This is a genomic window from Sphingopyxis sp. (assembly GCF_035998905.1).
Taxonomy (GTDB): domain Bacteria; phylum Pseudomonadota; class Alphaproteobacteria; order Sphingomonadales; family Sphingomonadaceae; genus Sphingopyxis.
Genome location: NZ_DASYHG010000029.1, coordinates 352,198 through 378,592, shown reverse-complemented (window position 1 = coordinate 378,592; position 26,395 = coordinate 352,198). Strand labels below are relative to the sequence as shown.

The following is a 26,395-nucleotide window of genomic DNA, read 5'->3' as shown; positions in this document are numbered from 1 at the left end:
AACTAGCCGCCGCGGCGCGCGCGCGCAACGCTCGTCGCCACGGCAGCGAGAGCCGCATTTTCGCTTGGGTTTTTGCGCCTTCGACCCTATATAATCGATATGACGGACACGCCTGAAAATAACGCGCCGAGCGCGCCTTCCAACCAGCCCAACACCAACGCCTATGGCGCCGATTCGATCAAGGTTCTCAAGGGCCTCGACGCAGTGCGCAAACGGCCGGGCATGTATATCGGCGACACCGACGACGGGTCGGGTCTGCACCACATGGTGTTCGAGGTTTCGGATAACGCGATCGACGAAGCGCTCGCGGGGCATTGCGACCTTGTCCTGATCACATTGAACAGCGACGGATCGGTCAGCGTCGAGGACAACGGCCGCGGTATCCCCACCGGCATCCATGCCGAGGAAGGCATTTCGGCGGCCGAGGTCATCATGACCCAGCTCCACGCCGGCGGGAAGTTCGAGAATACCAGCGACGACAATGCGTACAAGGTGTCGGGCGGCCTCCACGGCGTCGGCGTCAGCGTCGTCAACGCGCTCAGCGAATGGCTCGAACTCACGATCTGGCGCGACGGCGAAGAGCATTGGATGCGCTTCGAACATGGCGATTCGGTCGCGCCGCTGAAGGTCAACGGCCCCGCCCCCGCGGGCAAGAAGGGCACGCGCGTGACCTTCATGGCTTCGACCGAGACGTTCAAGAATGTCACCGAGTTCGATTTCGAAAAGCTCGAGCATCGTTATCGCGAGCTCGCCTTCCTCAATTCGGGCGTGCGAATCAAGCTCGTCGACGCGCGCCATGCCGAGCATGAAAGCCATGACCTCTTCTACGAAGGCGGCATCGCGGCCTTCGTCAAATATCTCGACCGCAACAAGAATGCGCTGCTTCCCGATCCGATCGCGATCAGCAGCGAGCGCGACGGCATCGGCATCGACGTCGCGCTGGAGTGGAACGACAGCTATTACGAGAATGTCCTCTGCTTCACGAACAACATCCCGCAGCGCGACGGCGGCACGCACCTTGCGGCGTTCCGCGCCGCGCTGACGCGAACGCTCAACGGCTATGGCGAAAAGTCAGGGATGCTGAAGAAGGAGAAGGTCAGCCTCACCGGCGAGGATATGCGCGAAGGGCTGACCGCGATCGTGTCGGTCAAGCTGCCCGATCCGAAATTCTCGTCGCAGACCAAGGACAAGCTCGTCAGCAGCGAAGTTCGCCAGCCGCTCGAAAGCCTGATGGCAGACCGGATGACCGAATGGCTCGAAGAAAATCCCGCGCATGCGAAAGCGGTGATCCAGAAGGTGATCGACGCCGCCGCGGCGCGCGAGGCTGCGAAAAAGGCGCGCGAGCTGACGCGGCGCAAGGGCGCGATGGACATCGCCAGCCTGCCCGGCAAGCTCGCCGACTGCCAGGAACGCGATCCGACCAAATGCGAACTCTTCCTCGTCGAGGGTGACTCGGCAGGCGGATCGGCGAAGCAAGGCCGCGACCGCCATGTGCAGGCGATCCTGCCGCTGAAGGGCAAGATTTTGAACGTCGAGCGTGCGCGCTTCGACCGCATCATCTCGTCGAAGGAAGTCGGCACGCTGATCCAGGCGCTCGGCACCGGGATCCGCGACGAGTTCAACCTCGAAAAACTGCGCTATCATAAGATCGTGATCATGACCGACGCCGACGTCGACGGCGCGCATATCCGCACCTTGTTGCTCACCTTCTTTTACCGCCAGATGCCCGAGATCATCGAGGGCGGCCATCTCTACATCGCCCAGCCGCCGCTCTACAAGGTCGCGAAGGGGCGGAGCGAGGTGTATCTGAAGGACGACACGGCGCTCGAAAATTACCTTGTCGACGCCGGGATCGACGCGCTGCTGCTCGAAACGCCGGGCGGCGCGCGTTCGGGGCAGGATTTGCGCGGGCTGATCGATCATGGCCGGCGCCTGCGCGCGCTGATGCGCTATGTGCCGCGCAACCTGAACCATGGGCTGATCGAAGCGCTCGCGCTGACCGGCGCGCTCGACCCCGATCTCGACACCGCGGGACGCCACAGCGCCGCCGCGACCGCCGCAACCTGGCTCAACGCCGCCGAGCGTGCGCTGACCGGCGGCGCCGAAGCCGTATGGACCGTCGAGGCGGTCGAAGGCGGCGGTTACACGCTCGAACGCCGCTGGCGCGGGGTCAGCGACCATCATGCGATCGACGCCGCTTTCCTCGGCAGCCAGGAAGCGCGCCGAATGCACAAGCTCGCCGCCGAACAGGCCGACAGCTATGCGCGCCCGGCACGGCTGGTGAAGGCGACGGGCGCGGCCGCCGAGGTCGAAGCGGAAATCGCCGATGGCGAAGAGCCCGACCTGCCTGCGGCAACGAGTGCAAAGGCCAGCCCGGTCACGCGCCCGTCCGAACTGCTCGAGGCGATCTTTGCGCACAGCCGCAAGGGGCTCGCGATCAGCCGCTACAAGGGGCTGGGCGAGATGAATGCCGAGCAGCTCTGGGAAACGACGCTCGATCCCGCCAACCGTTCGCTGCTGCGGGTCGAGGCCGAGCAGGCTGATGTCGCGCACGAAATCTTCGAACGGCTGATGGGCGACGAAGTCGAACCGCGTCGCGATTTCATTCAGACGAACGCGCTGTCGGTGGCAAATCTGGACGTATAGTTTCAGTTATTGTTCGGTTAAAACCGGACAAATCGCACATCCGGACGCAAAATCACTTCAGTCCAACGCGCGGCGGCTTGCCTTGGCAGGCCGCCGCTGCTTTTGGCGCCTCCTCTGACAAGGGGATGATGTCATGCGGGCCTTTTCTGCCATGATGATACCGCTTCTGCTGACGGTTTCGGCCGCAGCGCAGGAAGTCGAAGCCATCGATCAAGCCGGCCAGAGCGTCGCCGACATCGATGAAGAAACCGAAATCGGCGGCGGCATGGCCAGCTATTACGGCAACGAACTTGCCGGAAATCGCACCGCGAGCGGCGAACGCTTCGATCCCGGTCAGCTCACCGCAGCACACCGGTCGCTCCCCTTCGGCAGCATGGTACGCGTCACCAACACGTCGAACGGCGACAGCGTGATCGTCCGCATCAACGACCGCGGCCCCTTTGCGCACGGCCGCGTCATCGACGTCAGCCAGGCCGCCGCGCGCGAAATCGGCATGCACCGCAGCGGCACCGCACGCGTCAAGCTGGCATTGCTCAGCGACGACTAGGTTGCGCCGCCTTCGCGGCGTTTCCCGCGAAGCTTCATATCGAGCAGTCGCAAAAGTTCACCGGTCCGCCCGCCGCCCCTCGGCGCCGGAGGGTAGCGACACAATATGTCTATAACCGCAGGCGTAGCTTCGCATGCCGCGGCTTCGACGAAAGCATCCCCGGCAGCGAGGTCGTCGCCGGCGGCGAGCTCCGCCGCACGGGCAGCGTGCGCGGCGGCGCCGAGAATGTGACGAACCTGCGTCGAACGCGCCAAGGGATGCAGAAAAGCGGCCGAGGGCGCGGACATCGCCGCCCTTGCCGCCTCGCACGCTGCCGGATCGCCGGCGCCCTGCGCGGCTTTCAGCGCGGCCCACGCCGTATCGCGCAGCGCCGCAACACGCTTGCCGCCGTCCGCGAAAGCCCTGGCGGCCGCGATGGCCTCGCCCGGGCGCGGGTCCGACGGACAAGCCCGTTCGAAAATTATCAGCGCCTTCTCCGCGCTCGCGGCGGCATAAGCCGCAACCGTGCGAAGGTCCGTGATGTCGAGTTCGATGTCTGTCATCGCAACAATCAGTCGAACACCGACCAGCCCGCCGCATAAGCGAAATGTTCGAGCGCCACGGCGCCCGCCAACGAGGTACCCGCCTCGTTGAGCGCGGGTGACCAGACCGCGATCGATCCCTGCCCCGGCGCGATGCAGAGAATGCCGCCGCCGACCCCGCTCTTGCCCGGCAGGCCGACGCGGAAAGCGAACTCGCCCGAATTGTCGTAATGGCCGCACAGCATCATGATCGCGTTGATGCGCCGCGCCCGGTGCGGCTCTATCAGCTGCTCGCCGGTCAGCGGGTCGCGCCCCTCCATCGCAAGGAACAGCCCGGCGCGCGCGAGCTGGCGGCACGACATCGCGATCGCGCATTGGCGAAAATAGACGCCGACCACCGTTTCGACGGGATGCCTCAGGTTTCCGAACGCGTCCATGAAATGCGACAGGCTGCGGTTGCGCGCACCGGTTTCGGATTCGGAGAAAGCGACGTCGAAATCGATTTCGACGCTGTCGTCGCCCGCCAGCGCGCGCATGAAATCGACGATCTCGTCCGCGACCGCATCGCCGCCGCGCCCGTCGATCAGCCGGTCGGTCGCCGCGATCGCACCCGCGTTGATCAGCGGGTTGCGCGGGATGCCATGCTCGCTTTCCAACTGGACGATCGAATTGAATGCCGATCCCGACGGTTCGCGCCCGACGCTGTCCCACAGCGAACTGCCAACCCGCCTGAGCGCCATTGCCAGCGTGAACACCTTCGATACCGACTGGATCGAGAAGGACTCGTCAGCGTCGCCCGATGTGTGGACGGTGCCGTCGGGGAGCGCGAGCGCGAAGCCGAGCTTGTTCGGATCGACCCCGGCCAGCGCGGGGATATAGTCGGCGACGCGGCCTTTCCCGAGGTGCGCGGCGGCCAGCGTCATCGCTTCGTCGATATGGATGCGGAGGTCATCGGTCATCGCGCAACTTTAGCATCTTCGCGCACATCGACGAGTATTTTCATTATTGCGAAAATATTCTATGAAACGGAAACCAATCCAGCGACTCGGGAGAAGGAAGATGGTGGATCATCCGCGCGGCAAGGGGCTTTCGAGCGCCGTCAGTTATCAGGACAGCAAGGCGGCGTTCCGCTGGCTGGAGGAGGCGTTCGGGTTCGAGCCGCTGTTCGTGCTGCTCGATGCCGACGGCAACCTCGCGCATTCGGAAATGGAGTTCGGCAATTCGGCGATCATGGTCGGCAACGAATGGTCGGACGATCACAAAAGCCCGAAGTCGATCGGCGGCAAGAACACCCAGTCGGTGCATGTCCAGCTCGCCGTCGGCGACGATATCGACGCGCATTGCGAAAAGGCGCGTGCCGCAGGAGCCGAGATCATCGCCGAACCCGAAACCCAATTCTACGGCGACCGCAGCTACCGCGCGAAGGACCCCGAGGGCCATATCTGGACCTTCGGCGTGACGGTCGAGGAAAAGACCGCCGAACAATGGGACGCCGAGGGCGGTTTCACGACCAAGACGCGGCTCGACGATTGAGCGCCGCGCTCGACCGGATGCTGGGGGCGCTCGCCGACCCGAAACGGCGGCGCGCGATCGAACTGCTGGGCGAGCGCCCGCGCAGCGCGGGCGAACTCGCCGGCGAACTCGGCCTCGCACCCCCGGCGATGAGCCGCCATTTGCGCGCGCTGAAGGAGGGCGGGCTCGTCGAGGACGGGCATCCCGACTTCGACGCGCGGGTGCGCATCTATTCGCTGAAGGACGGCGCGACCGCCGAGCTCAAGCAATGGCTGGCCGAGACCGAGGCGCTATGGTCGCACCAGCTCGCGTCTTTCAAGCGCCATGTCGAGGGCGGCGCATGACCGCTGCGGTGATCGTCGCCTTGCGTATCGGCGTGACACCCGACGTCGCCTTTACCGCCTTTACGCGCGACATCGGCATGTGGTGGAAAAGCCACCCGCTGTTCCAGCTGTCGCGAAAGGGCGACGGCACGTTGCGATTTGATCCGGAGGGACCGGGCGGGCGGCTCGTCACCCGCTTCGACGACGGCAAGGAGTGGGAGATCGGCGCCGTGCATCATTGGCTGCCCGGCGAGCGGCTGGCGTTTGGCTGGCGGCTGCCGAGTTTCAAGGCCGATCAGGCGACCGCGGTCGATGTGCGCTTCGAGGCCGTCGGCGCCGAGACCCGCGTGACGGTCGAGCATCGCGGCTGGGACAGCATCCCGCAGAAACATGTCGCGCGGCACGGGTTCGAGCTGATGCTGTTCCAGCGGCGGCTAGGCGAATATTGGCGCGGGTTGCTGAAAGGGATGGAAGCGGGGCTTTGAATGAAGACCGCTTTGGGGTGGGGAGCGGATGTTCTCCACTTTCGTCATCCCCGCGAAAGCGGGGACCCAGAGCGCGCGTGGGCTTACTCCACACTAGGTTCCCGCTTTCGCGGGAATGACAAACTAAGATGGGACGCAATGTCCGCAACCGGTCGGTTTCTGCCCACCCGTGTGCCCCGGCTTTCGCCGGGGTTCACATCTCTACGGCAATAACCGGTCGTGAGCAGACGATGAGAGAAGCATTGCGCGCGCGCGTATCCGGCCCCACGTTCGGCTTATGGATTTGCCCGCCCCTTTCGCTCAATGGTTTGGCGCGCGCGGGTGGCGGCTTCGGCGGCACCAGGCCGATATGCTCGCGGCCGGGATGCGCGGCGAGCATGCGTTGCTCGTCGCCGCGACGGGCGCGGGCAAGACGCTGTCGGGTTTCCTGCCGACGCTCGTCGACCTCGCGCAGCATCCGACCGACCGGCTGCACACGCTCTACGTCTCCCCGCTGAAGGCGCTCGCCGCCGACGTCGAGCGCAACCTCCTCGGCCCGATCGCCGAGATGGGGCTCGACATCAGCGTCGAGAGCCGGAGCGGCGACACATCGTCGGACAAGAAGGCACGCCAGCGCAGCCGGCCGCCGAACATCTTGCTGACCACCCCCGAATCGCTGTCGCTGCTGCTGTCCTACCCCGACAGTTTCACGATGTTCGCCGACCTCAAGACGGTCGTGATCGACGAGATTCACGCCTTTGCCCCCGGCAAGCGTGGTGACCTGCTCAGCCTCGCGATGGCGCGGCTGCAGGCGATCGCCCCCGCCCTCCGCCGCGTCGGCCTGTCGGCGACGATCGCCGACACCGCCGCCTATCGCAGCTGGCTCGCGCCCGATGACGACGCGGACGCGGTGACATTGGTCGAGGGCGAGGCGGGCGCCGATCCCGACATCGCGATCCTGCTGCCCGAGGGCGCGGTGCCCTGGGCGGGGCATTCGGGGCGTTATGCGGTCCACCAGGTGATGGAGGAGATTGCGAAGAACCGCACGACGATCATCTTCTGCAACACGCGCGGACTAGCCGAGCTGATCTTCCAGGAGCTGTGGAAGGTCAACGACCTGTCGCTCCCCATCGCGATCCACCACGGCAGCCTCGACCGCGAGGCGCGCCTGCGCGCCGAGGCGGCGATGGCCGAGGGGCGGCTGCGCGCGCTCGTCGCGACGTCGAGCCTCGACCTCGGGCTCGACTGGGGCGATGTCGATTGCGTGATCCAGATGGGCGCGCCGAAAGGCTCGTCGCGGCTGCTCCAGCGCATCGGGCGCGCCAACCACCGGCTCGACGAGCCGAGCAAGGCGCTGATCGTCCCCGGCAACCGCTTCGAATATCTCGAGGCGCGCGCGGCGCTCGATGCCGTCGACGCCGGCGAGCGCGACGCCGACCGCTTCCGCCCCGGCGCGCTCGACGTGCTGGCACAGCATGTGATGGCGCTCGCCTGCGCAGCATCGTTCCGCGAGGACGAACTGCTCGCCGAGATCCGGTCGGCGACGCCCTACAAATGGATCGACGCCGACATCTTTGCGCGCCTCATCAGTTTCGTGCGCGACGGCGGCTATGCGCTCAAAAGCTATGACCGCTTCCGCCGCCTCGCCCCCGACGGAGAGGGCCGCTGGCGCATCGCGCACCCGCGGCTTGCTGCGCAGCACCGGCTCAACGCCGGGATCATCGTCGAGGCGCCGATGGCCGATGTGCGCTTCAGGAACGGCCGGCGGCTCGGCAAGGTCGAGGAATATTTCGCGAGCACGCTGTCGCCCGGCGACACCTTCGCCTTCGCCGGCCTCAGTCTCGAGGTCGAATCGATCCGCGACACCGACCTGATCGTGCGCGCGACGACGCGCCCCGCGCGCATCCCGAGCTATATGGGCGCGCGCCTCGCGATCTCGACGCGGCTCGCCGACCGCGTCCGCGCATTCCTTGCCGACCGGACGAGCTGGCACCGCTTTCCCGAGGATGTGCGCTTCTGGCTGGAAATGCAGGCATTGCGTTCGGCCTTGCCGCGTCCCGGCGAGCTGCTCGTCGAGACCTTCCCGCACGAGGGCCATCATTATCTCGTCTGCTACCCGTTCGAGGGATGGAACGCGCACCAGTCGCTCGGCATGCTGATCACCAAGCGCATGGAGCGCGCCGGGTTGCAGCCATTGGGCTTCGTCGCGTCGGACTATGCCATCGCCATCTGGTCGCTGCGGCCCGTGCCGCATCCGCAAAATCTGTTCGATGCCGAAATCCTGTCGGAGGAGTTCGTCGAATGGGTCGAGCGGTCGCATCTGTTGAAGCGCGCGTTTCGCGAGGTCGCGGTGATCGGCGGGCTGATCGAGCGCCAGCATCCGGGCAAGCGCAAGACGGGCAAGCAGGTCACCTTTTCGACCGACCTGATCTTCGACGTGCTGCAAAAATACGAGCCCGACCATCTGCTGCTCGAGGCGGCATGGGCCGACGCGCGCGAGCGACTGACCGATGTCGCGCGGCTCGGCGACCTGCTCGACCGCGCGGCGGGGACGATGCTCCACCAAAGGCTGGACCGGATCAGCCCGCTCGCGATCCCCGTGCTCGTGCTGATCGGGCGCGAGAATGTCGCCGCGGCGGATATCGACGACGCGCTGCTCGGCGAGCTTGCCGACTCACTCGCCGAACGGGCGATGCGCCTCGACCAGTGACCGGCGTTTCGCTTGCTGCGCGGCCCGATGAGGCGTAGATTGGGACAAAATATACAGAGGATGCCAGCGATGACCCAAGCTACTCCGCGGTCCGTCCTGTTTGCGCTGCTGCTCGCCGCCCCGGCGCTCGTCGGCGCAACGCCGGCTCCCCCCCACCCGGCACCCGTACCGGCCGCGACCCCCGCCGCGACGGGCGAGGTGGTCGCGCCGCCGGTCGTCGTTGTCCCCTTCATCGAACCTTTCGACCTCGACGCGTCGCGGCGGATGTCGGTGAAGGTGATGGTGGGCGGCAAGGGTCCTTTCTCCTTCCTCGTCGATACCGGCGCCGAACGCACGGTGATCGCGCGCGAGCTCGCCGAGCGGCTGGGGCTGGCCGAGGGCGCGAAGCTGCGGCTTGCGACGATCGGCGGGTCGGCGACGGTCCCGAGCTACCGCATCGCGGCGCTCCAGATGGCGAAGCTCCACCTTGCCTCGGTCGAGGCGCCGGCCTTTTTCGGACGGCATATCGGTGCCGCGGGGCTGATCGGGGTCGACATGCTCGAGGAACGCCGCGTTCTGATCGATTTCCGCAAGGAAAGCATGCAGATACTGGAGACGCGGCGGCGCGCGCAGCCGATCATTCGCGACGATGACGCGATCGTCGTCACCGCGCGCAATTCGGCGGGGCGCCTGATCCTGTCCGACGCGCGGCTGAACGGCAAACGCATCGACGTCATCGTCGACACCGGCGCACAGACGAGCGTCGGCAATATGGCGCTGCAGCGGCTGGTCGCGAGCAAGCGAGCGAACCGCTTTCCCTTTACCGCGACGATCCTCGACGCCGTGACGGGGGAGTCGGTCCCCGCCATGCAGACGGCGATCAGGCGGATCGTGATCAACGGCATGGACGTCAACGACCTGCCGGTCGCCTTTGCCGACGGCCAGGCGTTTCGCGCGCTCGGCCTGCACGAACGGCCCGCGCTGCTGCTCGGCATGGACAGCCTGTCGCTGTTCGACCGCGTCGAGATCGATTTCCCCAACAAACGCGTCGTGTTCGACCTGCCCGACGAAGCGAGCCGCAAGGCCGGCCAACGCTTCGCCGCAAACATGGCGATGCAGGGCAGTTAGGGCGCTTGCGGCGCCCCCGCCGCGCCTGCATAGCGGCGTCATGTCCGCCGCGCCGACCTTCGACTTCGCGGGCCAGCCGTTCCAGATGCTGGCCGACCGCGCGCTGTTCTGGCCGCGTCACGGCGCGCTGATCGTCGCCGACCTGCACCTCGAAAAGGCGAGCTGGTACGCCGCGCTCGGCCAGCCGCTGCCGCCCTATGACAGCCACGACACGCTCGACCGGCTCGCGGCGCTGGCTGCCGAAACCGGCGCGCGCGCGATCTGGTGCCTCGGCGACAGCTTCCACGACCGGGACGCCGCAGAACGGATCGTGCCCGCGGTGGCCGAGCGCCTGTCGGGGCAGGCAGCGGCGGCCAAACTCCTGTGGATCGCGGGCAACCACGATGGGCTCAGCGGCGGCGCGTGGGGCGGCAACGTCGCCGACGAGCTGGTCGTCGACGGCATCGTCTTTCGTCACCAGAGCCAAGGCAGCGAGACACGGCCGGAAATTTCGGGGCATTTCCATCCCAAGCTGCGGATCAATGTGCGCGGCCGCCCGATTTCGCGGCCCTGTTTCGCGGGCGACGCGCAGCGATTGATCCTGCCCGCCTTTGGCAGCCTGACGGGCGGCCTCGCCGCCGACGATCCGGTGATCGCGGCAAATTTTGCCGGACCTTATGCCGCGATGCTCGTCGCGCGCGGCCGCCATTTGCGCTTCCCGTGCCGCGGCCGCGGGGCCAATGACGCTACGGCAAGCCCGCCGACGCGGCAAACGAACGCCTAAGCCCCGCCGAACAGGCGCTTTTCCGCCTGTGGCCTAAAAGCATCACCCGATCAAAAACGACGCAAAAGCGTGCCTTCGTCTGGATCGCCCGCGCAATTGAGTTATGCTCCCCTCGCAACAAAAATAATGAAATGTTGAGAGGAGTGCCCGATATGAAATCATCTTCCCTTCGTGCTGCCCGCTTTCTGCGCACCAGCGCGCTCGGTGTCTCGATTGCCCTCGCGGCGGTCTCGGCTCCGGCCTTCGCACAGGACGCGCCCGCCGATACCGCGACCGACGACAGCGACAACACCCCGATCATCGTGACCGCACAGGGCCGCGCCCAGCTGCTTTCGGACGTGCCGGTCGCGATCTCGGCGGTCAGCGCCGAAACCTTGCAGAACAGCGGCGCGAACGACATCCGCCAGCTGAACCAGGTCGCCCCGTCGCTGTTCGTTTCGTCGACGGGTTCGGAAGCGAACGGTTCGGCACGTATCCGCGGGATCGGCACCGTTGGCGACAACCCCGGTCTCGAAAGCTCGGTCCCCGTCTTCATCGACGGCGTCTATCGCTCGCGATCGGGCATCGGCCTCAACGAACTCGGCGAAATCGACCGTGTCGAAGTGCAGCGCGGTCCGCAGGGCACGCTGGGCGGCCGCAACTCGTCGGCAGGCCTGATCAGCATTTACTCCAAAAAGCCGAGCTTCGAATTCGGCGGCTCGGGTGAGATCACCTACGGCAACTACGACTATTGGCGCCTCGCCGGCGGCGTGACTGGCCCAATCGGCGACACCGTCGCCTTCCGTCTCGACGGCGTGTGGGTCAAGCGCGACGGCTTCCTCAAGGACACGGCAAACAACACCGACGTCAACAATCGCGACCGCTATTTCGTGCGCGGTCAGTTGCTGTTCGAACCGACCGATGCGCTCTCGATCCGGCTGATCGCCGACTATACCTATCGCGACGAACGCTGCTGCGGCGCAATCTATGTCGACAACAGCGTCAATCCCTATATCGGCGGTCTCAACACCCCCTCGCCGCTGCCGTTGCCGCCCGGCGCGGCCATTCCGGCCGGCACCAACAATATCGTCACCGTGCTTCGCGACCTCGGCCAGCCGATCGGTGCGTTCAACCAGGGATATAGCCGCAACCTGTCGGTCACCCCGGGGCGCAGCTTTGCCGGCGAGACCAAGGATTACGGCTTCTCGGGCCAGATCGATTACGACATCGGCAGCGCGACGCTGACCTCGATCACCGGGTATCGCGAATATCGGTCGGGACAGGCGGGCGACCTCGACTATGGTTCGGTCGACATCCTCTATCGCGCACCGAGCGACGACGCCTATCGTCAGTTTCACACCTTCACGCAGGAACTGCGCCTGCAAGGCGAGGCTTTCGACGGCAAGCTCGACTGGCTCGTTGGCGGTTTCTATTCGAACGAGAAGCTGACCGTTCGCGACAATCTGCGTTTCGGCACGCAATATGGCCAGTTCGCGGCGTGCCGCCTCGTTTCGGGCAGCTTTGCCTTCGCCTATGGCCCGACCTCGCCCGGCTGTCTCAGCCCCGCCGGCCGCGCGGGCCTGCTTGGCGCAAACGGCGGTGCCGGTCAGTTCGGCGCGGCAACGCCGCTGCTGCTGGGGGCAATCGACCGTCTCGGAACGCTCAGTGACAAGGGCAGCATCAACGATCGCTACCACCAGAACGGCACCAACTGGGCGCTGTTCACGCACAATATCTTCCACATCACCGACAAGCTCGATTTCACATTTGGCGTCCGTTACACGCACGACAAGAAGAAGTTCAGCGCGTCGTTCACCAACGACAATACCATCTGTACCCAGAATCAGGCTGCCATCGGCGGGCTGCTCGCCAACGCGGCGCTGCAACCGCTCGTTGCCGGCATCCTGGGCCTGAGCTGCCAGGGCAATTCGACCGCCGAACTCAACGGCGTCTCGATCAACGACCAGCGCAGCGAAGACGAGTTCACCGGCACCGCGATCCTGTCGTACAAGCCGGTCGATGATCTGATGGTCTATGCAAGCTATTCGCGCGGCTACAAGGCGGGTGGCTTTAACCTCGACCGTTCGGCGCTGAAGCCACCGGTCATCACCGGGGCGACGCCCAGCTCCACCTTCGCAGCGGTCGGCGGCGCACAGGCGCTGGTCGGCAATCTCCAGTTCGATCCCGAACTGGTCAACAGCTATGAAATCGGCGCGAAATATGCGACCGGCCCGTTCAGCGTCGGCCTGACCCTGTTCCGTTCCGATTTCGAGAATTTCCAGCTCAACACGTTCAATGGCACGGTCTTCCTCGTCCAGAATATCAACGGGTGCGAGGACAGCCTGAATGGCGGCGACCGCGACCAGAGCAAGTTCACGACCGCACCAAACTATAGCGCCGCAGCGGCAACGACCGGCGCGTGCGCAACGGACAAGGTGGGCTGGGGCGTGCGTTCGGAAGGGTTCGAACTCGAAGCCTCGCTGGTTCCGGCGCCGAGCTTCCGCATGACCGCGGGCCTGACCTATGCAAAGACGAAATATCGCAGCAATCTGGTCGGCACCAAATCGGGCGCGCCGCTCGATCAGGCGCTCCGCCTGTTGCCCGGTGACAATATGTCGAATGCGCCCGAACTGGTCGCAACCGGCAGCGTCGCGTGGACGCCGGATATCGGCAGCAGCGGCCTGACCGGCCTCGTTTATGTCGATGGCCGCATGACCAGTGACTACAACACCGGGTCGGACCTGTTCCCGCAGAAGGAACAGAATGGCTATGCGATCTTCAACGCGCGTATCGGCGTTCGCGGTCCCGACGAGAAGTGGGGCATCGAATTCTGGGGCCAGAATATCTTCAACAAGCAATATGCGCAGGTCGCCTTCAACTCGCCGTTCCAGGAAGGTGCGACGACGGGCGCCTTTGCCGACCCGCAATATCCGGGTGGCCGCCAGATCTATTCGCAGTTCCTCGCCGAACCGCGGACCTATGGTGTGACGCTGCGCGGCAAGTTCTGATCGCAGCGACCTTTGTAACAGAGGGGCGGGGCCGTTGGCCTCGCCCCTTTTCTTTTGGCGGATGACGTCAACCCGTCACTTCTGACAGCTGTGACATAAATGCCGCGCCGCGCCGGACAATGACGTTACGGAACGGCTTGCACTGGCTTGCCGCGTCCCGGTCGTGATAGGCTGGCCGCAAGTAGAATATCGCGACGCTCTCCCGCACGAAAAAACCTGTGGAGGAGGGCCATGACCATGACAGACTGTTCCCACCGTACCCGCCTGCTGCGCACCAGCGTTGCCGGCCTGCCGCTTGTCTTCGCCCTGTGGGCAGCGCCTGCCGCGGCGCAGGAAGCCGGCACCACGACGAACGACGAAACGATCATCGTCACCGCAACGCGGCGCAGCGAGGCGCTATCCGATGTCCCGATCGCGGTGTCCGCGGTCACCGGCGACACGCTGGAAAAGACCGGGGCGACCGACGTCCGCGCGCTGGGGCAGGTCGCGCCGTCGCTGCTCGTGTCGGGCGCGACGAGCGAGGTCAATTTCTCCGCGCGCATCCGCGGCATCGGCACGGTCGGCGAGAATCCCGGCCTCGAATCGTCGGTCGGCCTGTTCATCGACGGCGTCTATCGCAGCCGCACGGGGGTCGGACTGTCCGAGCTCGGCGATATCGAGCGCGTCGAAGTGCTGCGCGGGCCGCAGGGGACCTTGTTCGGGCGCAACTCGACCGCGGGGCTGATCAACATCGTGACCAAGGGTCCCGACCTCGGCCGTTTCGGCGCCAAGGGTTCGATATCCTATGGCAATTATGATTATTGGCGCGTCGACGGCATGGTCAACGCACCGCTGGGCGACAAGGCGGCGGTGCGCGTCGACGGCGTCTGGCAGAAGCGCGACGGTTTCATCGACAATGCGACCGCCGGCGAACCCGATATCAACGACCGCGACCGCTGGCTGGTGCGCGGACAGGCGTTGTTCGAGCCGAGCGAGACGCTGAAGTTCCGCCTGATCGCCGATTACAGCAAACGTAACGAAAATTGCTGCGGCGGCATCCTGTTGAACCCCGTGCGCAACCTCGCGCGCGGCCCCGACGGCTTCCCCGTGGCATCGGCGAACACGTTGCTGCCGATCCTGCAGGCCTTGGGGGCGAACCATCAGGTCGCACCGGCGGGAACGCCGTTCGTCCGGCGGCAGGCGACAACGCCGGGGGTCACCTATCGTTCGGATACCAAGGACTGGGGCGTGTCGGGCGAGCTGAACTGGGAGCTTGGCGCGGCGACATTGACCTCGATCACCGCCTATCGCGATTACAAGAATGCGCAGGGGCAGGACGCCGATTTCAGCGCGCTCGATATATTGCGCCGCACCGACCTCGACCGGCGTTTCCGGCTGTTCACGCAGGAGGTGCGGTTGCAGGGTGAAGCGTTCGACGGGCGGCTCGACTGGCTGATCGGCGGCTATTATGCGAACGAGAAACTCGATGTCGACGACGACATCGTCTATGGCAATAATTACGAGCAATTCGCCAATTGCCTGCTCTTCGCGAGCGCGCTGCCGAGCGCGGTGCTACCCTCGAATGCGTCGTGCGTAAACGTGCCGGTGGTACAGGGAACGATCGCCGTGCTGCCCCCGGGGGCGACGCGCACGCTGCTCCAGTCGCTGATCGCCAATCCGGCGCGCCCGGGCTTCGGCTCGCTCGCCGCGGCGCTCGGCCAGCCGGCGCTCGCGATCAACGGAACGGGCAACCAGGGATCGACCTTTGCGCAGCGCAGCCGCAATTTCGCGGTCTTTACGCATAACAGTTTCGACATCGTTCCCGACGTGCTGACCTTCACGATCGGCGCGCGTTACACGAGCGAACGCAAGACGCTCGATGCCGACGCGAATTTCAACAATGCGATCTGCCCACTGATCGTCAATTCGCCGTTCCAGTCGCTCGCGACCTTGCCGTGCGTGATCAACGGCACCGCGCCCGACCTGCCGCGCGGCAGCGCAGGGACGAAGTTCAAGGACAATGAATGGACGGGGACCGCGGTGCTCAGCTGGAAACCCGCGCCCGAATGGCTGGTCTATGGGTCGGCGTCGAAGGGGTACAAGGCCGGCGGCTTCAACCTCGATTTCTCGGCGCTCGACCGGACGTGCAGCGTGACCTTCGACACCGCCTGCGCAGCACGCCTGGCGTTGCCCGCAAACACCCCCGGCAACGGGCGGCCCGAGGCGAGCGACCTGCAGTTCGCGAGCGAAAAGGTCGACGCCTATGAACTCGGGATCAAATGGGACGGCCCCGGGATCGACGTCAATATCGCGGCCTTTTATCAGGAATATAGCAATTACCAGCTCAACACCTTCAACGGCGTCAATTTCGAGGTCACCAATATCCAGGCGTGCAAGGACGACCTGAACGGCGCCGATTCGGACGGATCGGCGACGACCGGAGCGTGCCCCTCCGACCGGCTGAAACCCGGCGTGCGGTCGAAGGGGATCGAGATCGAGGCGTTCATGCGCCCCGTGCGTTATGTGTCGGTCAACATGGGGCTGACCTATGTCGACACGCTTTATCGCCGCAACCTCGTCGGCACGGGCGGGCGGCCACTGTCGCCGGTGCTGTTCCAGCTTCCCGGCCGCGGGGTGTCGAACGCGCCGCGCTATGTCGCGACCGCGGGGATCAGCTGGACGCCGCCGATCGGCAGTTCGGGGATGAGCGCGCTCGTCTATCTCGACGCGCGCCTGCAAAGCGACACCAACACCGGGTCCGACCTCGACGTCGAAAAGATCCAGGACGGCTTCGCGATCTTCAACGGCCGCGTCGGGCTTTACGGGCCCGAACGGCGCTGGGGCATCGAGCTGTGGGGCCAGAACCTGCTCAACAAGAAATATTACCAGATCGGCGCCGACATGCCGCTGCAAGGCGGGGGCACCTTCCGCGCCGTCGCGGCGCCCGCATCTTCAGGGCTGGCGGGGACCGCGAACCAGCTGTTCGTCGGCTTCCCCGGCGAACCGCGCACCTATGGCGTGACCCTGCGCGGACAGTTCTGACCGCTCTCTCCCCCTCCCCAAATCCGGGGAGGGCGTAGGGAGGGCCTGCCGCGGCCGGGCACTGTCGCGTCAGGCCCTTTCCTTTGGGTGCGGTCAGTCGCCCTTGGGTGCCCAGGTCGGGTCGACGCGCCGCACCGCGCCGTCGAGCGCGCGCAGCAGCAGCGCGGCCGCGAACGCGATCACGGCGAGCATCGCAAAGAAGGGCGCCTGCCCCATGTGGCTCCACAGCATCCCGACGAGCCCCGCCGACAGGCTGCCGGTAAAGATCGCGAGATACCAGGCCGCGACCGTCGTCGCGCCGAGACGCGGCGGCGCGAGGCGGGCAAAGAGTCCGAGCCCCGTCGGCAGGATCAGCAGCTCGCCGAAGGTGAAGATCGCGAAGAAGACCGCGAACCACAGCCAGGGCGCCTTCGCATCGCCGCTGCCCCACTCGACGGCAGCGAGCAGCAGATAGGCACAGGCGACGACGGCGGCGCCGAGCGCCATGCGCCGCGCGGGCGACATGTCCTTCCCCGCGTCGGCGCGGCGGTGCCAGTAAGCGAGCAGCGGCGGGGTCATCAGCATGACGAGCAGCGGGTTGAGCGACTGGAACCAGGTCATCGGGATGGTGAAGGCACCGGCGGCGCGGTCGAGCCCGGTATCGGCCCACAGCGCGACGGTATTGCCGACCTGTTCATAAGCGCCGCGGAACACGGTCACCGACAGCGCGACCGCGAGCAGCACCATGAAGGTGCCCTTGTGATCGGCCCAGCGCATCGGCGGCGTGTCGGCGGTCGGCACGCGCGGCGGTTCGGGCGGCAGGTAGCGCTGGCCCCACAGATAGATGACCAGCCCGGCGAACATGCCGATGCCCGCGGCCCCGAAACCATAGTGCCAGCCGTAAAGCTCGCCGAGGGTGCCGCAGATCAGCGGCGCGAGGAAACCACCGATATTGATGCCGACATAATAGACATTATACGCCCAGCCGCGCCGCGAATCGCCCGCCTTGTAAAGGTCGTTGATCTGGCTCGGCAGGCTGGGGAGGAACAGCCCGTTGCCGAGCGCGATCGTCGCGAGCGCGAAATAGAAAAGCGGTTCGAACGCCATCATGAAATGGCCGATCGCCATGATCGTCGCGCCGAGAATCACCGCGCGCCGCTTGCCGAGCAGCCGGTCGGCGATCACCCCGCCAACGATCGGGGTGAAATAGGCGCAGGCGGTATAGGCGCCGTAAACGAAGCTGCTGTGCCCTTGGCTCAGCAGCAGTTCCTTGGTCATGTAATAGACCAGCAGCGCGCGCATCCCATAGTAGGAGAATTGCTCCCACATATTGGTGAGGAACAGGACGGTCAGCCCGCGCGGCTGGCCGAACCAGGTCGGAGCGGCGGCGTGCGTCATGCGGCGACGGCCGCCTTCGCACCCCACACCGATTCATCGCACCAGACTGTCCCGTCGCGATAGACGACGCCCGGCGTGCGATCCTGTTTCAGGAAGATCGGCCCGTCGAGGTCGACGAGGTCGCAAAGCTGACCGACGACGAACCCCGGCGCGGCGCCGAGGCTGCTGCACACCATGCACCCGACCATCACGCCCAACCCCGCCTCGCGCGCTGCGGCGGCAATCATCAGCGCCTCGGTCAGCCCGCCGCATTTGTCGAGCTTGATGTTGAAGACGTCGAAACGCCCCCTGAGACCCGCGACATCGGCGAGCGTCAGCGCGCTTTCGTCGGCGGCGAGCGGGATCGGTGCATCATAACCGTCGAGATCGGCCTCGCGCCCGCGCGCCAGCGGCTGTTCGATCAACGACACGCCCGCCGCGACCATCGCGGCGACGAGCTTGTCGAGATCGCCCACCGAAAAGCCCTGGTTGGCGTCGACTCCCAGCCACACGTCGGGGCGCGCCGCGCGGATCGCATCGACCCGCGCGATGTCGAGGTCGAGCTCGCCGGTGAGTTTGACCTTGATCGAGTTCGCGCCGCGATAGGCGACAGCCTCGGCGGCCATCCTTGCCGGCTCGTCCGCGCCGACGGTGAAGGTCGTGCGGAGCGGGCGCGGCGCATCGAGCCCGGCGAGCGCCCAGACCGGCCGGCCCGCGCGTTTCGATTCGAGCTCCCACAGCGCCGCGTCGACCGCGTTGCGCGCGCCGCCGGCGGGCAGGATGGCGCGGAGGTCGGCGCGCGACGGACCCGCCTCGATCGCGCCACGCGCATTGGCGAGCGCCGCGAGCATCTGTTCGAGATCGTCGCCGATATAATAGACGCCCGTCGCCTCGCCGCGCCCGACATGTTCGCCGTCGTCGAGCGTGACGATGACCGCGTTCCGGCCGTCGAAGACATGGCCCGAGATCCGGAACGGGTTGGCAAGGCGGAGCTTCTCGACCGAAACCCCCATTTTCAGACGTGACATCAGTAGTTCACCGTCATCGCGAGCAGGCCGAAGGTCCATGCGACATAGAGCGGCATGACCGTCGCGAGCAGCAGGAGCAGCGCCCAGAGCGTGCGGAACCAGCCGCGCCTTTCACGGACGACGGTCCGCAAATTCCACGCCGCGAGCAGGACGCCGCCGACGAGGACGATCAGGCCGGCGATCTGGAGGAACCACAGCCAGGGATCGTAGGAAGGCAGGGCCTTCAGCGTCGACATGCTGACCACCCATGCGGCGACGAGCGCAAGCACCAGCCCCGCCGCGGCGCGCACGCCGCGATAGGCGAGGAGCGAGCGGCGCGGGAGCGTCAGCGGCGCCTTGTAATGGCGGCGGATCAGCGCCGAGACCGGCCATTGGAGGAAGGTGAGCAGCAATATGCCGAGGCTGACGTACATCGCGGGCATGATCCATCCCGCGGACTTCGACGCGGGCGCGCGGTCGAACACCATGAAGGGCGAAAGGCCGTCGATGCTCCAGCGCACGACCTTTCCGTCCACCACCTGCGCGGCGAGCCGGCCGTGGCCGTTGGCGTTGTGCCAGACGAAGGGCGAGGTTTCGATCCACTTGGCGGGCTTGCCGTTGAGGTCGCGTCCCGCCGGGACGACAAGCTCGCCCTTCGCATCGACGCTGATCTTGACCTGCCCGAGCAGCGACGCGATCGCATAGAAATTCGTCTCGGCCCGGCGGCTGTTGAGCCAGTTGCCAACCAGCATCTTCGCATGTTCGGCCGAGGTCTTCGCATCGACGCGGGTCGCGGGCATTTCGTTGCCCGGCAGGTAGCGGTCGGCGAAATCCTCGAACAGCGCGCGGCGCAGCGGGCCTACCGAGGCCTGTTCGCCGGTGGCGTTGAACGACATGTAGATGCCGACATTCTCGTTCATGAACAGGTGCAGCGCGGTGTGGAAAAGCTGCGTGTCGCCCAGATGCGCGATCACCTGACGGCCGTTGATGTTCGTTTCGAAAAAGCCGAGCTCCATCCGGTTGAGCGGCGGCAGGATCGTCAGCGGGGTGTCGTGCATCATCCGCGCGGTTTCGGGCTTCATCAGCCCCGCGCCCTGATTGAGGTGCGCGACCATGAACTTCGCCATGTCGGCGCCGGTCGACGAGAGGCCGCCCGCGGGCGACGGACCGACGATTTCGAACTTCGACGGCCCGGCCGAAAGCTGGCGATAACCCGTCGCCATCCACGGCGCGAACGCCCCCGGCAGCGGCTGGCGGAAGGTCGACTGCGTCATGCCGAGCGGCTGGAAAATCCGCTGTTCGACATAATCGTCGAACGGCATCTTCGTCACGCGCTCGACGATATAGCCCGCGAGCGCGGTGCCATAGTTCGAATAGGAGGGCGTGGTTCCGGGCGCATAGATGCGGTTCGGGATACCGCCCTTCACCAGGGCGCCGAGCGGGATCTGGAATTTCTTGTCCTCGAACATGGTCAGCTTGCCATGTTCCTCGAACCCAGCGGTATGCGTCATCAACTGGCGCATCGTGACGGGTTTGCCATCCTTCGGCGGGATCTTGAAATCGAGGTAGGTGTTGACGTCCTTGTCGAGGTCGATCCTGCCCGCTTCGACCTGCTGCATCACCGCGGTCCAGGTGAAGAGCTTCGACACCGAACCGGGACGGAACAAGGTGCGCGCGGGGTCGACCGGCGTGCGCTTCGCGGCATCGGCATAACCGAAGCCGCGCTGCGTCAGCACCTGGCCATCCTTGACGACGACGACCACCGCGCCCGCAAGGTCGCCGCGTTTCAGCGCATAGGGGACGAGGCCGTCGAGCCAGCTGTCGACGTCCTGCTTCGTCAACGGAGCCGCCGATGCCGGAAGCGCCGGGGCGGGCGCCGCCGCCTTTTGCGCTTCGGCCGCCGGCTTGGGGGCCAGCACGGGCGCCAAGGGGGTCGCCGGTTTCGACGCCGCGGTGCCGAGCATCATGACGAGCGGCAGCAGCGCGAATAATTTCATCGAACGCATCGTCACTCCCCTGCCGCCCGCACGACGACGCCGCGCGCCATCACGAAGCCCATCGTTTCGAGGCTGCTGACGTCGGTCAGCGGATCGCCCTTCACCGCGACGATGTCGGCCGACTTGCCTGCGGCGAGCGTGCCGATCTCGGCTTCGAGCCCGGCATGCGTTGCCGCCCACACGGTCGCGGACTTGATCGTCTCGAGCGGGGTCAGCCCCGCCTTCACCATCAGCGCGAATTCGCGGGCATTCTCGCCATGCTTCGACACCGCGCTGTCGGTGCCGAACGCGATCCGAACGCCGCCCTGGTGCGCGCGGCGTAGCGCGTCGATCATCAGCGGGCCGACGGTGCGCGCCTTGGCGCGAACCGGAGCGGGCATCCAGTCGGCGGTTTCTGCCTGCCGCGCGACGGTATCGCCCGCGAGCAGGGTGGGAACGAGATAGCTTCCCTTCGCCTTGAACAGGCGGATCGATTCGGCGTCCAGATACGTCCCATGCTCGACCGAATCGACCCCGGCGCGAAGCGCGGCGTTGACGCCGTCGGTGCCATGCGCGTGCGCCGCGACCTTGCGGCCGAGGCGGTGCGCGGTGTCGACGATCGCGACAAGTTCGGCGTCGCTCATCTGCTGGCCGAGCCCCGCTGCGGTGTTCGACATCACGCCGCCGGTCGAGGCGGTCTTGATGACGTCGGCGCCCTGCTGCACCGCGAGCCGAACCGCGCGCGCGCAGTCGTCGGCGCCCGAACAGAGCGTCGGCGAACGGAACAGGTCGATGATTTCCTGGCGATAGCCGTGGACGTCGCCATGCCCGCCATGCGCGGCGACACCGCCCGCGGCGATGATCCGCGGCCCCACGACCTTGCCCGTCGCGGTTGCGTCGCGCAGCGCGTTGATCGCCTGCGGATCGGAGCCGAGGTCGACCACCGTCGTGAACCCCGCGCGCACGGTGCGCTTGGCGAAGACGACGCCGTCGAACGCCTGATCGACCGTCGATTTCGTCACCGCGTCGAGGCGGCTCGTCGGACTCGATTCAAAGGTCAGGTGGACATGGCTGTCGATGAAGCCCGGCATGACGAACTGGTCGCGCAGGTCGACCACCCTGCCTTCCCCGACGAAGCCGTCGCGGATTTCGGCGACCTTTCCGGCGGTGACGACAATCGTCTTGTTCGTTTCGACACGGCCGCTTGCCGGATCGGCGAGCAACCGGCCCGCGTGGATATATGTCTTCGCCGGTTCTTGCGCGGCGGCCGGCTGGATCAGTGCCACGAGCGCGAGCCCTGCGAATATCGTCTTTTTCATCGTGCCTCTCCCTGTCCCGTTATCGCAATCAGCCGACGTCGCGGCCCCAGATCGCCTCGCCGCACCATGCATTGCCGTCCGTATATTCGATCGAGGGCTTGCGATCGTCGGCGAGGAAGATCGGTCCGTCGAGGTCGACGATGTCGCAGAGCTGTCCGACGATAAACGCCGGCGCCATCGCGAGGCTGGAGCCGACCATATTGCCGACCATCACGCCCAGACCGAGTTCGCGCGCGCGCTTGGCGATGGCGAGGCCTTCGGTCAGCCCGCCGCATTTATCGAGTTTGATGTTCACGACGTCGAAGCGGCCGACCAGCCCCTCGACATCGGCGAGCGTCAGCGCGCTTTCGTCCGCCGCAATCGGGATCGGGCACTGGTAGCCGTCGAGATCGGCTTCGCGTCCGCGCGCCAGCGGCTGTTCGAGCAGCTTGACGTCGGCCGCGACCAGCGCCGCGACGAGCGCGTCGAGATCGCCGATCGCAAAACCCTGGTTGGCATCGACGCCGATCCAGCATTCGGGCCGCGCCGCGCGTACCGCCTGCACCCGCGCGATATCGAGGTCGAGGTCGCCGGTGAGCTTGAGCTTGAGCGCGCGCGCCTGTGCGTAGCCCCGCGCCCCTTCTGCCATCACTTCGGGATCGTCGGCGCCGAGCGTGAAGGTGGTGCGGAGCGGGCGCGGTTCGGCGAGGCCCGCGAGTTCCCAGACCGGAACGCCGCGGCGCCGCGCGTCGAGTTCCCACAGCGCGCAATCGATCGCGTTGCGCGCGCCGCCCGCGGGCAAGAGCGTCTGCAACGCCTCGCGCGTAATCCCGGCCTCGACTGCGCCGCGCACGCTTTCGATGGCAGCGACCATCGCGGGCACATCGTCGCTGAGATAATAGACCCCCGACGCCTCGCCGCGCCCGGCGTGCTCGCCGTCGGATAGCGTGACGAGAACGACCGGGGTGTCGGTGAAAACATGGCCAGAAATGCGAAACGGCTTGGCGAGCGGAAGCGATTCGATCGCGACGTCGAGCGTGAGGGGGGCAGGCGTGGTCATCGATTTTGTCCTTCGGTCGATTCAGGGCGCAGCGACGGCGGGCGCAAGTGCCGCCGCGATTTGCGAGAGATATTTGTTCCAGTCGAATGTGTGTCCCTCGGGCGTCCAGCCGAGGCGGACGATCACCGCATCCTGCGACGGGATCGCGGCGACAATCTGGAAACTATGCCCGCGCGCCATGACGGTATCCTCCGGCAGGCCGGGATAGAGTTTCCGCCGCTCGCCGTCGGCTTCGGCCTGGTTCAGCCAGAGCTGTGCGCCATAGACGGGGCGCGGCGCGGATTTTGTCGGCGTGACCGCAAAATCGAGCCATTGCTTCGACAGCAATTGCTTGCCCCCGGCCTTGCCCTTGTTGAGGTGCAGCAGGCCATATCTCGCCCAGTCGCGCGCGGTCGCATAGGCGTAGGAGCTGCCGACCTGCACGCCCGCTTCGTCGGGTTCGATCAGTGCGCTCGTCATGCCCGTCGGCTCGAACAGCCGCTTTTGCGCAAAGCGCGTCATGCCCTCCAGCGTCCCGCCGGTCGCGTCGAACACGATGCGCGAGAGGATATTCGTCGTCCCCGACGAATAGCTCCAGCTCGTGCCGGGTGCGTCCTTCAGCGGCTTCGCCGCCGCCATTGCGCCCATGTCGCCCGCCTCGAACAGCATCTTGATCGAGTCGTTGCCGGGGACATAGCTTTCGCTGAAGGTCAGGCCGCTCGACATGGTGAGCAACTGGCGCAGCGTGATCTTCGCGCGCGGATCGCCTTCGCCCTTCCACTCGGGAACGGGCGCGGGTTCGTCGAGTTTCAGGACCCCGTCGTCGACCAGCAGGCCGACCAATGTGCCCATGATGCTCTTCGACGCCGACCAGCCGAGCATCTCGGTGTTCCGATCGAACCCCGGCGCATAATGTTCGGCGACGATCGCCCCGCCCTGCACGACGACGATCGCGCGCGTGTCGGGATAGCCGCCCTTATTCTGCTCGTCGAAGGCGGCGCGCACCGCCTTGTCGAGCGCGGCGCGGTCGAGCTTCGCTTCGGCGGCCGCGGCAAGCTTGGGCACCGGGGCGTCGCCGATGGGCCAGGGCTTTGCCGCCTTCCCGCGCATCGGCTTGAGCTTCGCGGCCTGCGCATCGAGCGCGGCGGTCGAAACATCGCCGGTGAGCAGCGTGCACCCCGCGACCGGGCGGAACAGCGCGGTGCGCGTCGCGGCGCCCGGCGCCGATGCGGTGACCGTCCGCGCCTTGCGATCGACCGCGAGCGTCACGGCCTTCATGAACGGCGCGAAGGGATGGATATCCTCGCGCAGCACATCGGCCTCGGCGCGCTCGGCGACGAAGATGCCGGCGCAGGCGATCTGCGCCGATACCGCGGTGCCAAGGTCTTCGGGCGTCGCAATCGCCGGGGCGGCAAAGGCCGGTCCCGAGACAGCAAGCGCAAGAATGAGGGCAAAGACGGGCCGCGCCATATCGTCAGACGCCGCAGCTGTGCCGCAGCACCGCGCCCGCCTTGGCGCCCGTATGCTTGCCGTTCGCGATCGTGACGACGCCGTTGACGATCACCGTCTCGATCCCCGTCGGCGACGCGGTGGGCTTTTCCCAGCTCGCGACATCGTCGAGCTTGTCGAGATCGAACACGACGATATCGGCGCGCATCCCGTCGCGGATCAGCCCGCGGTCGGTGAGCCCCATGCGCTGCGCCGGCCAGCCGGTCATCTTGCGCACCGCATCCTCGAGCGACAGCACCGGACGGCGCTTCACATATTCGGCGATGATGCGCGGGAAAGTGCCATAGGCGCGCGGGTGCGGCAGGCCGAGCGCGTCCATCTCGCCCGTTTTTTCCGATGCCGCGGCGTCGCTGCCGATGCTCACCCACGGCTGCTTGATCGCGGTTTCGATGTCCTGCTCGCTCATCATGAAATAGAGCGCGACCGAGCGGTTCGGCAGGCCTTCGAGCAAGATGTCCCACGCCACATCGGCCGGGTCGCGACCCAGCGCCTTGCCGATCTCGGCGAGGCTCTTGCCATGGTACGGCCGGTATTTGTCGCTGAAACCGTTGGCGAGCCGGACGTTGGCGAAGCCGCCCGACGCATGGACGAGGTTCGACCAGCCGGGCATCGAGCCCGCGGCGACTTCCTTCTTCATCCGCTCGCGCACCTTGGGATCGCGGAGCCGTTCGATCCCCTTCTGGATGCCGTCGGCCCACACCCAGCTCGGCGCGATGATCTCGAGCCCGGTGCCGCCCGCGGTGTAGGGATAAAGGTCCGCCGCAACGTCGACGCCGCGCGCGCGCGCCGCGTTGATCGTCGCCACCGCCTGCGGCATCAGCTTGCCCCAGCCGGGGGCGTAAGCGGCCTTGAGGTGGAAGATCTCGACTTTCACGCCACCCTTTTCGCCGATCTCGATCGCTTCCTCGATCGCCTTGACGAGACCCTCGCTCTCGTCGCGCATGTGCGTCGCATAGAAACCGTCGCACTGCGCCGCGACCTTCGCCAAGGTGACGAGATCGGACGTGGTCTGGAAGCTGCTCGGCGGATAGATGAGCGCGCTGGTGATGCCGAACGCGCCATTCTGCATCGCGATCTTGACCTCGCGGCCCATTGCCTCGAGCTGCGCCGGGGTCGGTTGCCCGGCGCCGTCGCCCATCACCTTCACGCGCGCCTGCGTCGCCGAATAATAGGTGCCGTAATTGACCGAAATGCCCTGCTTTTCGAGCTGGCTGAAATGCGCCGGAATCTCGGCCGCCTCGGCCGGCGGGCCGCCTTCGCCGGCGATCACGGTCGTCACGCCCATCAAGAGCTTGTTCTCGGCCGCGCCGTTCTTGACCAGCACGCGCCCCGACTGGTCCATCATGTCGATGAAGCCCGGCGAGACATAACGCCCCGTCGCGTCGATTTCCTTGGCGCCGCGCCCTGCGACACGGCCGATGCGAACGACCCGGCCGTCCTTCACCGCGACATCGGCGCTGACCCACGGGCTGCCCGCGCCGTCGAGCATGCGGCCGCCGCGGATGACGATGTCATAGTCGGGCGCCGGGGTATTCGCGGCGAGCAGCAGCGGCAGCATCGACATGGCACCCAAGAGGATCTTACGCTTCATCATTCATCTCCCTGTCGG

General features: G+C 66.3%; 19 protein-coding genes. 10 read left to right on the top strand and 9 right to left on the bottom strand.

Annotated elements, in window-relative coordinates; genetic code table 11:
• Window positions 1-99 precede the first annotated feature (99 nt).
• Together gyrB and VGN62_RS19070 are read left to right on the top strand one after the other, a co-directional pair.
• The gene (gene gyrB / locus VGN62_RS19075; RefSeq protein WP_327456838.1) at window positions 100-2,646 is read left to right on the top strand and encodes a DNA topoisomerase (ATP-hydrolyzing) subunit B; all 2,547 of its coding nucleotides are present in this window, start codon (window positions 100-102) and stop codon (window positions 2,644-2,646) included.
• 151 nt (window positions 2,647-2,797) lie between these two features.
• Window positions 2,798-3,193 carry a septal ring lytic transglycosylase RlpA family protein gene (locus VGN62_RS19070; RefSeq protein ID WP_327456836.1) on the top strand — a complete coding sequence of 132 codons (396 nt, stop codon included), beginning with the start codon at window positions 2,798-2,800 and terminating at the stop codon, window positions 3,191-3,193.
• Here the strand turns inward: VGN62_RS19070 and VGN62_RS19065 are convergent.
• A complete protein-coding gene (locus VGN62_RS19065; RefSeq protein WP_327456834.1) occupies window positions 3,190-3,735 on the bottom strand; it encodes a putative immunity protein in 546 nt (181 codons plus the stop codon). The two genes, VGN62_RS19070 and VGN62_RS19065, sit on opposite strands and share 4 nt — an antisense overlap.
• Before the next feature lie 8 nt (window positions 3,736-3,743).
• Window positions 3,744-4,673, bottom strand: a complete 930-nt coding sequence (locus VGN62_RS19060) for a glutaminase (protein WP_414713301.1) — start codon at window positions 4,671-4,673, stop codon at window positions 3,744-3,746.
• Window positions 4,674-4,773: 100 nt separating this feature from the next.
• On the opposite strand from VGN62_RS19060, the gene VGN62_RS19055 reads away from it, so the two are divergent.
• The 8 genes from VGN62_RS19055 (at window position 4,774) to VGN62_RS19020 (ending at window position 16,601) form a co-directional block, all read left to right on the top strand.
• Window positions 4,774-5,247 carry a VOC family protein gene (locus VGN62_RS19055; RefSeq protein WP_327456832.1) on the top strand — a complete coding sequence of 158 codons (474 nt, stop codon included), beginning with the start codon at window positions 4,774-4,776 and terminating at the stop codon, window positions 5,245-5,247.
• Window positions 5,244-5,570 (top strand): metalloregulator ArsR/SmtB family transcription factor, encoded by a 327-nt coding sequence (locus VGN62_RS19050; RefSeq protein WP_327456830.1) that lies wholly within the window; start codon window positions 5,244-5,246, stop codon window positions 5,568-5,570. Before VGN62_RS19055 ends, VGN62_RS19050 begins: the two co-directional genes overlap by 4 nt.
• Window positions 5,567-6,034, top strand: a complete 468-nt coding sequence (locus VGN62_RS19045; RefSeq protein WP_327456828.1) for an SRPBCC domain-containing protein — start codon at window positions 5,567-5,569, stop codon at window positions 6,032-6,034. The genes VGN62_RS19050 and VGN62_RS19045 overlap by 4 nt, the downstream gene beginning before the upstream one ends.
• A 277-nt stretch (window positions 6,035-6,311) precedes the next feature.
• Complete coding sequence (locus tag VGN62_RS19040) at window positions 6,312-8,723, top strand: ligase-associated DNA damage response DEXH box helicase (protein WP_327456826.1); 2,412 nt, start codon at window positions 6,312-6,314, stop codon at window positions 8,721-8,723.
• A 69-nt stretch (window positions 8,724-8,792) separates the two neighbouring features.
• On the top strand, window positions 8,793-9,830 hold the full coding sequence (locus VGN62_RS19035; protein ID WP_327456824.1) for a retroviral-like aspartic protease family protein: 1,038 nt from the start codon (window positions 8,793-8,795) through the stop codon (window positions 9,828-9,830).
• Window positions 9,831-9,870: 40 nt separating this feature from the next.
• A complete protein-coding gene (pdeM, locus tag VGN62_RS19030) occupies window positions 9,871-10,593 on the top strand; it encodes a ligase-associated DNA damage response endonuclease PdeM (RefSeq protein WP_327456822.1) in 723 nt (240 codons plus the stop codon).
• Window positions 10,594-10,745: 152 nt separating this feature from the next.
• On the top strand, window positions 10,746-13,580 hold the full coding sequence (locus VGN62_RS19025; protein ID WP_327456820.1) for a TonB-dependent receptor: 2,835 nt from the start codon (window positions 10,746-10,748) through the stop codon (window positions 13,578-13,580).
• A 237-nt stretch (window positions 13,581-13,817) separates the two neighbouring features.
• Window positions 13,818-16,601 (top strand): TonB-dependent receptor, encoded by a 2,784-nt coding sequence (locus tag VGN62_RS19020; protein WP_327456818.1) that lies wholly within the window; start codon window positions 13,818-13,820, stop codon window positions 16,599-16,601.
• Between the two features lie 93 nt (window positions 16,602-16,694).
• Here VGN62_RS19020 and VGN62_RS19015 read toward each other — a convergent pair whose 3' ends face one another.
• Genes VGN62_RS19015 through VGN62_RS18985 form a run of 7 tightly spaced genes read right to left on the bottom strand, consistent with a single transcriptional unit; the run spans window position 16,695 to window position 26,377 of the window.
• Complete coding sequence (locus tag VGN62_RS19015) at window positions 16,695-17,978, bottom strand: peptide MFS transporter (protein ID WP_327456816.1); 1,284 nt, start codon at window positions 17,976-17,978, stop codon at window positions 16,695-16,697.
• On the bottom strand, window positions 17,975-18,985 hold the full coding sequence (locus VGN62_RS19010; protein WP_327456814.1) for a dipeptide epimerase: 1,011 nt from the start codon (window positions 18,983-18,985) through the stop codon (window positions 17,975-17,977). Before VGN62_RS19010 ends, VGN62_RS19015 begins: the two co-directional genes overlap by 4 nt.
• Complete coding sequence (locus VGN62_RS19005) at window positions 18,985-20,970, bottom strand: serine hydrolase domain-containing protein (protein WP_327456812.1); 1,986 nt, start codon at window positions 20,968-20,970, stop codon at window positions 18,985-18,987. Before VGN62_RS19005 ends, VGN62_RS19010 begins: the two co-directional genes overlap by 1 nt.
• Window positions 20,971-20,972: 2 nt before the next feature.
• Complete coding sequence (locus VGN62_RS19000) at window positions 20,973-22,259, bottom strand: metal-dependent hydrolase family protein (RefSeq protein ID WP_327456810.1); 1,287 nt, start codon at window positions 22,257-22,259, stop codon at window positions 20,973-20,975.
• 28 nt (window positions 22,260-22,287) lie between these two features.
• The gene (locus tag VGN62_RS18995; RefSeq protein ID WP_327456808.1) at window positions 22,288-23,298 is read right to left on the bottom strand and encodes a dipeptide epimerase; all 1,011 of its coding nucleotides are present in this window, start codon (window positions 23,296-23,298) and stop codon (window positions 22,288-22,290) included.
• 21 nt (window positions 23,299-23,319) lie between these two features.
• A complete protein-coding gene (locus VGN62_RS18990) occupies window positions 23,320-24,747 on the bottom strand; it encodes a serine hydrolase (protein ID WP_327456806.1) in 1,428 nt (475 codons plus the stop codon).
• A gap of 4 nt (window positions 24,748-24,751) precedes the next feature.
• Window positions 24,752-26,377, bottom strand: coding sequence for a D-aminoacylase (locus VGN62_RS18985; RefSeq protein ID WP_327456804.1), 1,626 nt, complete (start codon window positions 26,375-26,377; stop codon window positions 24,752-24,754).
• Window positions 26,378-26,395: the final 18 nt, after the last annotated feature.